This window comes from Paraflavitalea sp. (assembly GCF_059502485.1).
Genome location: NZ_JCACET010000011.1, coordinates 1,278,416 through 1,292,351, shown reverse-complemented (window position 1 = coordinate 1,292,351; position 13,936 = coordinate 1,278,416). Strand labels below are relative to the sequence as shown.

At 49.0% G+C, this 13,936-nt stretch carries 10 protein-coding genes; 2 read left to right on the top strand and 8 right to left on the bottom strand.

The features are described from left to right. Positions 1 to 12 precede the first annotated feature (12 nt). From AC5JBY_RS32895 to AC5JBY_RS32865, 7 genes are all read right to left on the bottom strand, one after another. Positions 13 to 5,712 carry a M43 family zinc metalloprotease gene (locus AC5JBY_RS32895; protein ID WP_495908959.1) on the bottom strand — a complete coding sequence of 1,900 codons (5,700 nt, stop codon included), beginning with the start codon at positions 5,710 to 5,712 and terminating at the stop codon, positions 13 to 15. Positions 5,713 to 5,813: 101 nt separating this feature from the next. Next, on the bottom strand, positions 5,814 to 7,046 hold the full coding sequence (rocD, locus tag AC5JBY_RS32890; RefSeq protein WP_495908958.1) for an ornithine--oxo-acid transaminase: 1,233 nt from the start codon (positions 7,044 to 7,046) through the stop codon (positions 5,814 to 5,816). 201 nt (positions 7,047 to 7,247) lie between these two features. After that, the gene (lepB, locus tag AC5JBY_RS32885; RefSeq protein WP_495908957.1) at positions 7,248 to 7,952 is read right to left on the bottom strand and encodes a signal peptidase I; all 705 of its coding nucleotides are present in this window, start codon (positions 7,950 to 7,952) and stop codon (positions 7,248 to 7,250) included. Next, positions 7,952 to 8,800 (bottom strand): 4-(cytidine 5'-diphospho)-2-C-methyl-D-erythritol kinase, encoded by an 849-nt coding sequence (gene ispE, locus AC5JBY_RS32880; RefSeq protein ID WP_495908956.1) that lies wholly within the window; start codon positions 8,798 to 8,800, stop codon positions 7,952 to 7,954. The genes lepB and ispE overlap by 1 nt, the downstream gene beginning before the upstream one ends. Then, positions 8,800 to 9,396, bottom strand: a complete 597-nt coding sequence (locus AC5JBY_RS32875) for a bifunctional nuclease family protein (protein ID WP_495908955.1) — start codon at positions 9,394 to 9,396, stop codon at positions 8,800 to 8,802. Before AC5JBY_RS32875 ends, ispE begins: the two co-directional genes overlap by 1 nt. A gap of 92 nt (positions 9,397 to 9,488) precedes the next feature. Next, positions 9,489 to 10,454, bottom strand: coding sequence for an electron transfer flavoprotein subunit alpha/FixB family protein (locus AC5JBY_RS32870; RefSeq protein WP_495908954.1), 966 nt, complete (start codon positions 10,452 to 10,454; stop codon positions 9,489 to 9,491). Between the two features lie 36 nt (positions 10,455 to 10,490). Continuing rightward, positions 10,491 to 11,234, bottom strand: coding sequence for an electron transfer flavoprotein subunit beta/FixA family protein (locus tag AC5JBY_RS32865; RefSeq protein ID WP_495908953.1), 744 nt, complete (start codon positions 11,232 to 11,234; stop codon positions 10,491 to 10,493). Between the two features lie 132 nt (positions 11,235 to 11,366). On the opposite strand from AC5JBY_RS32865, the gene AC5JBY_RS32860 reads away from it, so the two are divergent. Continuing rightward, positions 11,367 to 11,678: a tetratricopeptide repeat protein gene (locus AC5JBY_RS32860; protein ID WP_495908952.1), complete on the top strand. Its 312-nt coding sequence runs from the start codon at positions 11,367 to 11,369 to the stop codon at positions 11,676 to 11,678. Positions 11,679 to 11,788: 110 nt separating this feature from the next. Beyond that, the gene (gene tilS, locus AC5JBY_RS32855) at positions 11,789 to 13,216 is read left to right on the top strand and encodes a tRNA lysidine(34) synthetase TilS (protein WP_495908951.1); all 1,428 of its coding nucleotides are present in this window, start codon (positions 11,789 to 11,791) and stop codon (positions 13,214 to 13,216) included. Here tilS and AC5JBY_RS32850 read toward each other — a convergent pair. After that, on the bottom strand, positions 13,179 to 13,841 hold the full coding sequence (locus AC5JBY_RS32850) for a rhomboid family intramembrane serine protease (RefSeq protein WP_495908950.1): 663 nt from the start codon (positions 13,839 to 13,841) through the stop codon (positions 13,179 to 13,181). The genes tilS and AC5JBY_RS32850 overlap by 38 nt on opposite strands. Positions 13,842 to 13,936 lie beyond the last annotated feature (95 nt).

The window sequence follows — 13,936 nt, the reverse complement described above, 5'->3', positions numbered from 1 at the left end:
GTTAATAGCGGTTTATCTAACCAGCGTCAGCACACCTTTTTCGCTTTTCTCATCCATGCCTACCAGCTTGTATTGGCAGGTCCAGACAAACATGCCTGTGTCTTGTGGCTTTCCGTTGATGGTGCCATCCCAACCTCTGTAAATATCTGTGGTTTCAAATATGCGCTGTCCCCAGCGGTTATAGATGGTAAGCCGGTATTTTTCAGGATACCCATAAACCGTTGGCCGGAACACGTCATTGTTTCGGTCGTTGTTGGGTGAAAATGCATTGGGCAGGTATAATCCTTTCAGGCAGTCTTTGGGCACCACTTTAATACTATCGGCTCCCACACAGCCGAAGTTGTCGGTTACTTTTAACCAATAGATGCCAGGTCCGGTAACGGTAATCGAAGGCGCTGTGGCATTGTTGTACCACTGGTATTGTTTGAAGGTGTTGAATGGCTTCAGTTCAAGTCGCTGCCAGTCGCAAAGCTGGGCTGTATCCGGTAAGAAACCGGCTGGGAGTGCCTTGATGTCTGTAATCGCAACAGTGTCGACGTTAACGCAGGTATGCTGGTCTGTTACTTTCACCCAATACACGCCTGGTTGTGTAGCGATAAGCGCTGCACCGGTAGAGCCATCCTGCCATTCATAAGCTGTGAAGCCTGCGCCGGCCCGGAAGGTGACGGAGGAGTTTACACAGAGTATCGTATCATTACCAAGTTTGACAACCGGCAGTGCAAATACATTGGTAACCCTTAGGGTGTCTTTAGATATGCAGCCATTTGTATTGGTAGCGTTGACAATGAAATTGCCCGTCGTACCAACAGTGATCTGCTGTGTATTGGCGCCTGTGTTCCAGGTATAGTTACTAAAGCCGGGACCTGCATCCAGTGTTATGCTTTTGTCCTGGCAAAAGCTGGTATCGTTGCCCAGGTTGAGTGGCGCTGTTGGTTTTATTCTTACCCGGACGGTATCTATGACAATACAGCCTGGACCTTTTTCTGCGGTTACACTGTATAGAGTGTCTTGGTCTGTAAATATTCTTACTGTCTGTCCATATGTGGAGCTGATCATGTAATTACCGCTCCAGCGATAGTTGGTAAATCCGGCAGGTGCGGAGAGTTGTAATGTATCATTGCTGCATCGTTCCAGATCGGGGCCAAGGTCGAATGAAGGGGTGGGTGCCTGGCTAATGATCACCGTGTCGCGGAAAACATTGTTACAATGATCGGTGGCCTCCACAAAGTAGGTTCCCGTGCTATAAGCGGTCAACACTGAGTCGGCAGAGTTGTCCTGCCACAGATAGGTTTTGTAACCGGCGCCTGCATTCAGCGGCCAGGTACTCACATTACACAGTTGTATGTCGGGGCCAAGGTTTACTGGTTTATAAGGATCGAAGATGGATATCTCGATGCTGTCGGAAGTAGAAGTACAAGCCGTTGTGAGACTGGCGTATAGTTTAACGATGCCTGATTGTTTAAAGAAAATGCGGATAGTAGAGTCTGTAGTGGATACGATCTGTGCATAGGCCGGATCGATGGTCCAGGTGGTTGGCAGGACGCAGTCGGCATTGCGTTGTACTTCATAGGTGAAAGTGTCGGTACGGTTGCAAATGCTGTCTTCTCCAACAATGCCATTGAACTGGCAGTTGCCGGAAACGCATAGTACAGTAGCCTGCAGTGGTACATCGGCTTCGCTGGAGGTTACTGCTATAGGTTGTTGATAAACGAATGGCGTGATGGTAGTCCAGGTATGTGTCTGCGTATTGATTGTAGTATTGTTAAACTGATTGTTCATGTCTACGGTAGTACAACCGGGTGTAGTACCATTGGAGGCTGTTCTCACCACATGAATTTTGAAGTCGGAGCCACTGGACTGTATGGTGGTAAAGGAAGCTGCTGTTATAAAAGTCCCATCTGTATACTGCTGTACATTGGCAGGTATTTGTGAGGAGAATCCTTGCCCGCTGCCGTAATATTTTTGCCAGCCAATGTTGCCTGCTGCATCTGCCTGCATTAATTGAAAGAAGTTGGCAATTCCCTGATTGCCGGTTGTAATGATGACTTCACCATTCTGCGCGGGAGTAGCATAACTCCAGAAGCTGGGTTCCAGTGCAGATACTTTTTTATTGCTGATTACTTGTAAATTCTGATCAAGGCGCAGGACGCCTACTTGTTTATTGAGATAGCTGTTGCCATCGATGATATGAGCGGAAATTAAGAATCCTTCGGGTGTTTTGTAGATGCGGTTGGCAAAGTTGCCACGTCCGTCTGAGAGGAAACGCATGGCCGCATTGACAGCTCCTGTATTCTTATTGATTTTCGTAACGGTACCATAGTAACGATTTTCCGCAGCTACCCAGTAATCAGCTGCCACTACCAGCGTGTCGACATTCTCGAGCACGCTGGATATATCTACTCCATCAGCTGTGTGAAACTCATTGGCCCATATGATGTTGCCACTGGCGTCGGTTTTGGCAAGGAGGCCATGAGCAAAAGGTGGTGAGTAATTGATCGTACCTGTCAATACAAAGCCTCCGTCAGACGTTTCAATCACATCGAGTCCATAATCGTTAGTGGGGGAGTTGGTATTGAAGTTCTTTGACCAGCTTACCGTGCCTGTAGCAGTCAGTTTTACAAGGTATACATTCTGCCGGTTGTTGAACGACCTGCTGCTGCCGATAGCTATGTATCCTCCATCGCTTACGGGCCTGATCTTTCTGAACTCATCGTACTGGCTGCCTCCAACGCGGCGTGCCCATTCGATCTCCCCATCTGGCTTAAGTTTCATGGCCAGGGCATCGATAGCTGCACTGGCCTGGTTAGCATCGCCTGCTATGGGATTGGCTGTACCGCCAATGATGGAGCCGCCATCGGGTGTGGTGTTGATATAAAAAACGTGGTAGTTGCCGACGCCGGTATATGTTTTTTGAAAGGCCTTTGTTACACAGGGATCGGGCGGAGGTGTGCAGGGGCCGCCTGAACAGAACAAGGTGGATGGTATTGTTGCAGGGCTTGCCTGTAAAGCCGGGTGGGGTACTGCTGTAAAGCTGCTGTTGCGAATGTCGTACCAGCTGAATGGAATGGTTGTAAATGTTGGCGCAGCAACCTGCACCTGAATGGTTGTATTGTTACAGGCAGGGATATTACCCATTGCATCGGTCCTTGCGATGTACATATCATTACCGCCTGTAGTGGTATAGCCGGCACTGATATAGCCGCCATCAGGGGTCATTCGTAAGGTATAGGTGTATTGATTGCCGGGTTGTACAAATTTTCTTGTCCACTCCACGGCTCCGGCCGGGCTGAGCTTTATCAGGTTGAGGTCTGCATTGCCATTGTCTTCGCTTTGCTGGAAAAGGTATCCTCCATCGGGTGTTGGCATAAAGGTGCCGGTACTGCCATATATATAATCCGGCGCGATTATTTCTTTCACGTCTACGGCATCTCCGTTCAGGTCGATGCGCAGCATCATGGCGCGGCCTGTGTTGGTGTTGGTGAAGTCGTTGATGGTAACGAGGGGCATCAGGTAAAAGTTACCCTGCCTGGTGAAGGCTGCGCCTGCGGCATTATTGCGTCCACCCACATCGTATTTTTTTGACCAGAGGGTATCTCCATTGGCAGGGTTTAGCTTCATGAGGAAGCCATCGTGCCAGGTGGAGGAACGTGAGGTGCCCGATACCAGTATGCCTCCATTGTCTTCCATGATGTTGCTGCCGTTGTCGCTGTCACTGTCGTCAAATATTTTACTCCAGACTATGGAGCCTGTAGCATCCAGTTTTATAACCAACACATTACCGGTGCCTGGATTATTATTTTGCCGGCCTGTTATGTAGTAGCTGCCGTCACTGGCCTGTATCACATTTGAGGCTATTTCTCCGAAGGTGGTGTTCTCTCCAAACTGGCGGTTCCATAGCAGGTTGCCTGCAGCATCTGTTTTAACTGCCCAGGCTGCGCCAGTGAGGTAGCCGTATGACTTGGTTTGTCCTACCGCCATGAAGCCTCCATCACTGGTGAGGATCACGCGATAAAAGCCATCCGTACGAGCAGCACCGAAGGTCTTACTCCATTGTACCGCGCCGAGTTGATCTGTTTTAAGGAGGAAGCCATCTTCATCGCCGGCGCCAAAACTGCCTGTCCGACCGGCAATTATGTAACCGCCATCGGGTGTAGACCTGATGTCGCTGATGATATCGCTTCTTTGTCCGCCATAAGTACGCTGGAAAGTTTCGCTGATACAGGCATTGGTAACGATCACGAGGCGCGTTACAGAGTCTGTACAAAATCCGTTGGAGGCTTTCAGCTTTACCCGGTAATACCCCGCGACAGGAAAGGTGTGTGCGTAATTGAGGGTAGTGCCCTGGTTAACACCATCGAGTAGCCATTGGTAGCTGGTAGCGCCTGTTGAGGTGTTGGTAAAATTGACGGTGCTATTGATGGCTACTGTGGTATCGGGTGGGGTGAAGCCAACGGTAAGCGGGCAGGTAACGATAATGGTGGCAGTGGCGGCAGCACTATCGCATAAAGGATTGCCACTATGTGCCGACATCTTGATCGTATAGGTGCCGGGTGTATTAAATGTATAGGAATAATGTTGGGTACCGGCTTGTTGTACATTGTTGAGGTACCATTTGTAGGTATTGCCGTTGATTGAACTATTGGTAAAGGTAACCGTGGTGCCGGTTGTTACATTGGTGGCCGAAGAAGTAAAGCTGGCGGATACCGGAGCCGGGCAGGGTGATAAGCAGGACAGGCATGATAGCAGGCTCTTGCGCGTGTTTTGGATGAACCAGTTCATGCGGTCGGCCTGGCCTTGTGTAAACACCTTCATACAGTTAAGGTTGCCATAATCCATGTAATCTTCTTTCAGGTCGTTCTGATCGTTGCTGAAGCCGGAAAGGATGTCAGTGGAACAACTGTTCATCGGTGTACTGCAACTGGTTGAGGCGGTAGATTGATCGGGTGGGGTGTCACAGACTTTATCGCCATCGATAGAGCAGTCATCATTCTTACAAGCGCCTTCGAAAGTGTGGTAGAGGCCCAGGTAGTGGCCCATTTCATGGATGGTGACCACGCTGTTGGCTGGTGAACTGCCTAAATATGTTGACTCCATCAGGATGCCATCTACGGCAGAGCCATGTGCTGAAGGCAGGTAAGCGTAGCCTGCTACGTTGCCGGGTATGGATCGCACGAGCCAGATATTGATGTAGCAATTGGGGTTCCAACGATTAAGGTTCTTGACGGCCAGGTCGTCGGAATAGTAATTGGGTCCACCCATTACCGTGAGTGGGGACACATCGCGGGTAATGCCGTTGGTGGGATTGTTGTTTGGATCCCGTTGTGCGAGACAGAACTGGATTTGTGTATTGACGCCATCGGCCGGATCATAGAAGCCGGTGTTGGCGAAGGCTTCATTGAGGTGTTGGATGCCAGCCAGCACTTGTGCATTGCTGATATTTTCCGTTCCGTTGTTGTGAATAATGTGTACGACGACAGGCAAAGTGACGATGGCTGTCGTGCGCTGTGTATTTAAGGGGTTTGTCTTACGCGCCAACTGATACTGGCGGAGTTGTTGTTCGGCGTTTTCCTGGTAGCGTTTTAATTCAGGCTGATCGCGGAGCAGTTTATTGGTGATTTCCTGTTGTCCGCATTGTACGGGTGGGGCTTCCTGGGCCTGTGAAAGGCATACGATGGCCAGATAAAAAAGGGTGATCAGGTACTGACGGTACATACGGGTGGGGGACGCGGGCCGGGGTTTAACGGCTCCTAAAGATAATAAACGCCGGCCAACTTAAAAAGGTATGCGGGAGAGGGTTTTCCCGCATTAAATTTCTATAGTGTTTCCAGGCTTTTTCCTATGATATTAACAGATTCCAGTATCTGTTCGCGGTTAATGGTAAGCGGTGGTGATAACCTGATCTTATCTCCGTGTGTGGGCTTGGCCAGCAAACCATTGTCTTTCATGGTGAGGCAAAGATCCCAGGCAGCCTGAGGATTGGGATGGTCGATGACGATGGCATTTAACAAGCCTTTGCCCCGGATGGTTTTGATGTGGGGCGATTGCAGGGCTTGCAGCTGCTGCCGGAAAAGCTCACCCATTTCACTGGCATTTTCTGCCATCTTCTCTTCTTTTAATACGGTGAGTGCTACCATCGATACCTTACAGGCGAGGGGATTGCCACCATAGGTTGAACCATGTTCGCCGGGCTTGATGTTGAGCATGATCTCATCATCGGCCAGCACGGCTGATGCGGGCAGGGTACCTCCGCTGAGGGCCTTACCTATAATGAGTATATCGGGGTGTACGTTCTCATGATCGCAGGCCAGCATTTTGCCTGTACGGCAAAGGCCTGTTTGTATTTCATCGGCCATGAATAGCACGTGAGCATCTTCGCAATATTGTTTTGCGGCAGTGAGGAATCCTTCATCGGGTATTACCACACCTGCTTCGCCTTGTATGGGTTCTATCAGCAGGCCTGCCACGTTTTTATCCTGTAATGCAGTGGCCAACGCTGGCAGGTCGTTGTAGGGTATTACCTCAAAGCCTGGCATGTAGGGACCAAAGCGATCATAAGAAGATGGATCGGTGCTGAATGATATGACGGTGCTTGTTCTTCCATGGAAGTTGTGGCTGCATACCAGTATTTTGGCTTTGTTGGCCGGTATGCCTTTTACGTCGTATCCCCAGCGGCGGCAGAGTTTGATGGCTGTTTCCACTGCTTCCACACCTGTATTCATGGGCAGTACTTTATCGTAGCCAAAGTAGTTGGTGATGAACTGTGTGAACTCGCTGAGCAAGGCGCTGTGAAATGCGCGCGAGGTGAGTGTCAGCTGTTGTGCCTGTTCTACCAGTGCGGCAATGATGGCCGGGTGGCAGTGGCCCTGGTTCACGGCGCTGTATCCGCTCAGGTAATCATAGTAGCGTTTGTTGTCTACATCCCACAGGAATACGCCTTGTCCTTTCTGTAATACTACCGGCAGAGGATGGTAGTTGTGGGCACCGTATTTTTCTTCGAGGTCAAGGTAATATTGGGTGTTGTCGGAGTGCATAATAGTAGGTTGCATAATAACGATGATTAGCCATGAGGGAATGTAGTGTATAATATCAGGATGGGCCGGCATGTGTAAATGCCGGCAACAGGAGCATGGTCCTTAGTGGTTGAGCAGATCGAGGTTCTGCCGGAGAAAATGTACTATGTGTGCGTTAGCTTTGATTGCGTACTATTTGTGGACGAAGGTACGCAATTTTTGTGGGGTATCCTACTGCTACTTAACTCCGAGGACTACGCCGTAAACATCTTCTTTTTTGATAAATCCTGTAAAGCGGGAATCTTCTGCCATGTTACGGTTATCGCCCAAAACAAAGTAATGGCCGGCCGGAACCTGTACCGGACCAAAGTTGTCGGTGGTCCAGCGCTGATGAAATTGTTCTTCTATTTGCTCATAGACCTCATTGTCAAAGTTGGGATACCTTTTGCAAGGTATTTTCAGTGTTTGTAGTTCTTTCGCCTGTTCTTTACTTAAAAAAACGATTGCTTTTCCGCTATCTGTCTGAATAGGCGCATTATCTGAATCCTCTAATTGAAAACGTTCAGCCACGGTGATCATGCTTGTATCTGCGATACGGTACAGTTGTTTGAGATTTAAGGGGCCATCAGCAAATTGCCCATTTATATAGAGGTCTCCGTCTTTTATCTGCAGTTTATCTCCCGGCATTCCGCAAACGCGATACACGCGCATGTGTTTGCCTTCTCTTTCGTTTGTATGATGAAATGTTATAAAATCAAATAGCTTAGGTGTCTTGAGGTTTGTTGAAAGGAATTGATCTCCCACTTTTATAGCAGGGTCGTTGGCGCCTGTAGGTTGTTTAAATAAAGCGATTGCGCCAGTTAATCTTGCTACTATGAGAAGGCCAATGATAGTCCCGCAAATGATTGCCAGGGCTGTAAGGGGGAACTTCTTTTTACGCATTATGCGTTTAAGATATAAAATTTATAGGAAGGGAATAAATCCTGTGGTGTTTTTCCTTTGGGGAAGATGCCATAGAAGCTGGAGCCGCTACCTGTCATGGAGGCATATACAGCGCCTGCTGTATAAAGGGTTTCTTTAATGTTTTGGAGGGCCGGATGGTGCTGGCATACGGGGGCTTCGAAATCGTTGATGAGGGTATGCTTCCAGGTTTCTACCGGTTGTTGGATGATCTCGCTTAGTGGTTGCCGGGGCGGGGCGGGGGTGATCTGTGAGAAGGCCCATCCTGTATTGATGTGAACGGCTGGGTATACCAGCATGAACGACCAGGCGGAGAGGTCGAGTGGAGTGGCTTGCATCAACTCGCCGCGGCCCGTAGCTATGCAGGGTTTATTGATGATGAAGAAGGGACAATCGCTGCCCAGCTGGAGGGAGTAGTCGAGCAATTGTTCGGTGGTGAGGCCCAACCGGAATTTGTTGTTGAGTAGCTGGAGTGTAAATGCGCCATCGGCAGAACCTCCTCCCAAACCTGCGCCCATGGGGATGGCTTTGTGCAGGTGTAGCTGTATGGGCGGTAATTGTGGGAAGTCTTTCTTCAGCAGGTGCCAGGCTTTTACGCAGAGGTTGTCGGCGGTGTTGCCCTGCACGGGAAGGCCGCTCAGGAAAAGTTCAACGTCTTCTGCACCCTGATGTAAGGGAAAACCCTGTGCTGAAACCGGACTGGTAATAACTTCTATGGCGTCCCGCAGGGGCAGGGGATAGAATACTGTTTCCAGGTCGTGGTAGCCATCTGGTCTTTTGCGGGTGATGTGCAGACCAAGGTTGATCTTGCAATTGGGAAAGACAATCATTACCGGCCTCTTTTTCGGCTGTTGATCTCATCACGGATAGCAATGGCGCGGATGTAGTCTTCCTGATCCAATACCTCATTGAGCAGTGTATTCAGCTCGTCCAGGGTCATAGACCGCAGGTCGTCGTGGGCGCCTCCTGTTTCGGCGGCTACTGCTTCTTTGGGTTGTTTTTTCTTGCCGGAGGGATCTTCCATGAGGATGCCGGCGCTTTCGAGGATGTTATCGTATGTGTAGATGGGACAACCGAAACGTACGGCCAGTGCGAGTGCATCTGATGTACGGGAATCAATTTCCACAGTGTCGTGCTCACTTACGCAAACCAGTTTGGAATAGAAGATGCCTTCCTGGAGATCGCAGATGATGATCTCCTGGAGGTCGATGTTGAAGGCATTCATGAAATTCTTCATCAGGTCATGTGTCAATGGCCTGCTGGGATGCATTTTTTCCAGTGCCACTGCAATGGCCTGTGCTTCAAAACCGCCGATCACGATGGGCAAACGCCGCAGCCCGTTGACTTCCCCCAATACGACGGCGTATGAATGTGTCTGGGTGATACTGTGTGACAGCGCAACTATTTCAAGCTCAATTTTTTTCATACGAAAGCACGAAACTAAGGGTTTTTTGCCTAAAAAAAATGCGGTTGGTTATCAACCGCATTTAAAGCCTTTATTGTAGATGTCTACTAAATTTATGCCATTCCTTTTACTTTCTTCACTGCTTCTATGATTTTGGGCACCACCTCGAAGGCGTCGCCTACAATACCATAGTCTGCTGCCTTGAAGAAGGGGGCTTCCGGGTCTTTATTGATCACCACGATGGTCTTGCTGCGGTTTACGCCAGCCAGGTGCTGGATGGCACCAGATATACCTATTGCGATGTAAAGATTGGGGGCAATGGCGAGGCCTGTTTGTCCTACGTGCTCATGGTGTGGGCGCCAGTGTACGTCAGCCACCGGGCGGCTACAGGCTGTAGCTGCTCCCAGCAGTTTTGCCAGGTCTTCTACCAGTCCCCAGTTTTCGGGGCCTTTCAGTCCGCGGCCACCGCTCACAACGATCTCTGCTTCGCTGAGGGGTACTTCGCCGGTTACTTTATTGACAGTGGTTACTTTTACTTTGGAGGCTTCTACCGTAGCGTTCAACGATGTTACTTCTGCTGTTCCTTCTCCGGCTGCAATCGCATAGGAGTTCGGGTTGAGGGATATGATCTTGATCGCTGAATTGAGGGCTATGTTGGCAAATGCTTTGCCTGAGAATACGCTCTTTTTTACTGCGAATCCGTTGCTGGTATTGGGCAGGGCCACGGCTCCGGAAACCAATCCTGCCTTGAGGCGGGCGGCCAGGCGGGGTGCAATGGCTTTTCCATCTACGTTATTGGAGAAGATCACCACGTTGGCATTGGCTGCTGTAACGGCTTGTGCTATTACGCCTGTGAATACCTGTGCATCGAAATGGTTGAGGGTATCGTTGGCTACGTGGTGTACTTTTTTAATTCCATATTTACCCAGTGCGGCCAGGTCTTCCTTTACACTGCCGAGTACAACGCCTTCTGCAGTGGTGCCCAGTTGTTCTGCTACTTTGGCGCCATAGCTCAGAGCTTCCAGGGATGCTTTTTTTACATGGCCGTCGGCCTGGTCGATGAATATAAGAACAGACATATAGTTAATTTGAGAATGAGTTAATTGAAAGTTTGATTAGATGAGCTTCGCTTCTTCGTGCAGTAATCTTACCAGTTCTGCAGGGTTGTCGGCTGGTATCAGTTTCACGCCTGCTTTGGCTGGTGGCAGTTCGAAGCTTACTACAGACGTGAGGGCTTCTACGGCTGCAGGCTCTACCACTTTCAATGGCTTGGTGCGGGCGCCCATGATGCCTTTCATGTTGGGAATTCGTTGTTCGGCCATTCCTTTCTGGCAACTTACTACTACGGGCAGTTGCACTTCGCAAATTTCTTCTCCGCCTTCGATCTCGCGTGTGATGGTAGCGGTAGTACCATTGAGGTCGAATTTAGTGGCCAGTGATACGTAGGGCAGGTTGAGCAGTTCGGCTACCATGCCTCCGATGGATGATCCATTGTAGTCGATGGTTTCTTTACCGGTAAAGATCAGGTCGTAGCTGCCTTGTTTGGCTACTTCGGCGATCTGGGATGCTATATAGAAACTGTCCTGGCTATCGGCATTGATGCGGATGGCTTCGTCTCCACCGAGGGCCAGTGCTTTGCGGATAACGGGGTCGGTATCGGCGCCGGCTACGGTAACGAGGTGTAATACAATGGAGGGATCTTTTTCTTTGAGCTCGATGGCGCGTACAAGGGCATACCACTCGTCGTAGGGGTTGATAATCCATTGTACACCATCTTGTGCGAATTTCGTATTGTTATCTGTGAAGGCTATTTTTGCCGTTGTGTCCGGCGTTTTGCTGATACAAACTAAAATCTTCATAACGATTATTTTTTGTAGCCCTGTCCCGTTTTAGTTACCAGGGCGGGTCTGACATGGTTGTTTATGCAACCAATCTGTATACAAATATAAGTGCCGCAAAGATAGTTTTGAAATATTTAATGGGGGAAAAAGATGGAACGAATTGACAAACTTAAAACATTTCTGGCCGCCAATCCGAAGGATAGCTTTCTGAAGCATGCGCTGGCATTGGAGTACGTGAAGCTGGGTGATGAGGCGGGCGCCCGGAAATTATTTGAGGAGATACTGACGGCAGACCCTGGTTATGTTGGTTCTTATTATCATCTGGGGAAATTGCTGGAGCGGACCGGGGAGCAAGCGCTGGCTATTTCCTGGTATGAAAAAGGCCTGGCTGCGGCCAAAACTGCCGGCGACAGGCACGCTTATGGGGAGCTGCGAGGGGCGTTGGATGAGTTGATAAGTTGATAGGTGGTTGACAAGTTGATAGGTTGAAAAGTTGATAGGGGAGGTTTGCTGGTTGATTAGTTGATAAGGTATAGGGGTTGATATTTTAGGCTACGATTATTATATAAAGCATGAGTTTATTACAGGGGTTTAAGGAGTTTATTAGGCGGGAGCAGCTTTTTGCTGCTAATGGTAAATTGTTGCTGGCGGTGAGTGGTGGTGTGGACTCTGCGGTATTGTGCGCGCTTTGTAGTGAGGCCGGATATGATTTTGTGATAGCGCATTGCAATTTCCGGCTGCGGGGTGAGGAGAGTGAGCGGGATGAGGCTTTTGTGAGAGCGTTGGGTGTGCAATATGGAAAAGAGGTGCTGGTAAAGCACTTCGATACGGCTGCTTATGCTGCGGAACAGAAGGTGTCGATACAGGTGGCAGCGCGTGAGCTGCGGTATGCGTGGTTTGGGGAAATCTTGAATCGGCAATCGGCAGTCGGCAGTCGGCAGCTGGAACCTCTGACTGGTAGTATCGGCGCAACTACTTTAAACCTGCCCTTTGTTACGTACATCGTTACTGCACATCATTTGGATGATAATGTGGAGACGGTGATGATGAAGTTTTTCAAGGGGACTGGTGTGGCCGGGTTGAGGGGGATCTTGCCGAAGCAGGGTAAGATCGTGAGGCCCTTGTTGTTTGCCCGGAAAGAGGAGCTGATGGAGTTTGCAAAGGCTCATCAATTGTCGTGGGTTGAGGATAGTTCGAATGCGCAGGATAAGTATGCCCGCAATTATTTACGTCACCAGGTAGTGCCATTGTTGCAAGGGTTATATCCTGAGGTGATTAGTAATCTGTCAGACAATATTACCCGCTTTCGTGATGTGGAAGTGTTGTATCAGCAGGCCATCGAGTTGCATAAGAAAAAGCTATTGGAGTTTAAGGGTAATGAGGTGCATATTCCGGTGTTAAAGCTGAAGAAGGCTGTGCCTTTGCCGACGCTGGTGTATGAACTGGCAAAGCCTTATGGTTTTTCTGCTGCTCAAACACAGGAGATCGTTCATTTGCTGGATAGTGAGTCGGGCAGGTATGTGGCTTCTGCTTCTCATCGTGTTATCAGGAACCGTAACTGGCTGATCATAGCTCCTGTGGTTGCGGAAGCTGCGAAGCATGTTATTGTTGAAGAAGGGGATGAGGTAGCGCAGTTTGCTGCAGGTAGTTTAAAGTTGGAGGTAGGAGGCAAGAAGTACGAGGTAGGAGCAGCCGGAAATGATGTTGCTTTTATTGATATGAAGGCGCTTCATTATCCGCTACTGCTGCGTCCGTGGAAGGCAGGGGATTATTTTTACCCGCTGGGGATGCAAAAAAAGAAAAAGGTGGCGCGCTTCCTGATCGATCAGAAGGTGTCGAAAACGGATAAAGAAAATGTGTGGGTATTGGAATGTAATAAGCGGATCGTTTGGATAGTGGGCATGCGTATCGATGACCGTTTCAAGATCACTGATGCCAGCAAGGATGTTTTAAAGATTGTATTTACCCCAGGTGCAACTTCTCCTGTGTCCAGGATGTAACTTTTTCGATGAATATTTGCAGTACCGGATAGCCGGAAAAGATGGCGGCCATCACAATGAGAAATCCTATTCCATAGAGGGCGCCCCATAAGTGTGCGGAGTGATTGATGTTGCCGCCTCCGCGTTTATCCAGGTAAGAGGTGATACCGAGGTACAGGAAGCCGAAAATAAAGGCCGGAATGCCTAAGCTTTGGGGGAGGAAAAGAAAGCCTGTTTTTGCTAATGGGTCTAACATGAATGAAGCGAAGATCACTGCCGATACAGCGCCGGAGGCCCCCAGGCTGCGATAATAAGAATCATCTTTGTGTTTTGCATAAGTAGGCAGCAGACATACGCCCAGCGCCGATACATACAGCAGCATATAGAATAGTTTGCCCTTTTCCTGAAACAGCTTGTAGGAAAAGTCATGTTCTACTCCTTCTCCAAAGATATATAGGGCATACATATTAAAGATCAGGTGGAACCAATCTGCATGTATCAGTCCGCAACTAAAGAAACGGTACCATTGCCGCTGGTAGGTCACTGCAGGTGGGTAAAAGATCAGGTCGTTGTATATTTTTTCGCTGGAAAATGCCGAGATGGATATGAGGGACGTTATAATGATAATTATTAAAGTAATGCTCATTTGTTTCTTCTATTGGACTCAAATCTAATTAAAATAATTAAAAGGCAACAAGGTATAGAGGCATCAAGGCAACGAGGCATTGAGGCATTGAGGCA

Excerpts from the sequence above, each read along its gene's own strand:
- AC5JBY_RS32875 (WP_495908955.1), bottom strand. The coding sequence starts at position 9,396 with ATGAAAAAAATTGAGCTTGAAATAGTTGCGCTGTCACACAGTATCACC.
- AC5JBY_RS32865 (WP_495908953.1), bottom strand. The coding sequence starts at position 11,234 with ATGAAGATTTTAGTTTGTATCAGCAAAACGCCGGACACAACGGCAAAA.
- lepB (WP_495908957.1), bottom strand. The coding sequence starts at position 7,952 with ATGCGTAAAAAGAAGTTCCCCCTTACAGCCCTGGCAATCATTTGCGGG.
- rocD (WP_495908958.1), bottom strand. The coding sequence starts at position 7,046 with ATGCAACCTACTATTATGCACTCCGACAACACCCAATATTACCTTGAC.
- ispE (WP_495908956.1), bottom strand. The coding sequence starts at position 8,800 with ATGATTGTCTTTCCCAATTGCAAGATCAACCTTGGTCTGCACATCACC.
- AC5JBY_RS32850 (WP_495908950.1), bottom strand. The coding sequence starts at position 13,841 with ATGAGCATTACTTTAATAATTATCATTATAACGTCCCTCATATCCATC.
- AC5JBY_RS32860 (WP_495908952.1), top strand. The coding sequence starts at position 11,367 with ATGGAACGAATTGACAAACTTAAAACATTTCTGGCCGCCAATCCGAAG.
- AC5JBY_RS32895 (WP_495908959.1), bottom strand. The coding sequence starts at position 5,712 with ATGTACCGTCAGTACCTGATCACCCTTTTTTATCTGGCCATCGTATGC.
- AC5JBY_RS32870 (WP_495908954.1), bottom strand. The coding sequence starts at position 10,454 with ATGTCTGTTCTTATATTCATCGACCAGGCCGACGGCCATGTAAAAAAA.
- tilS (WP_495908951.1), top strand. The coding sequence starts at position 11,789 with ATGAGTTTATTACAGGGGTTTAAGGAGTTTATTAGGCGGGAGCAGCTT.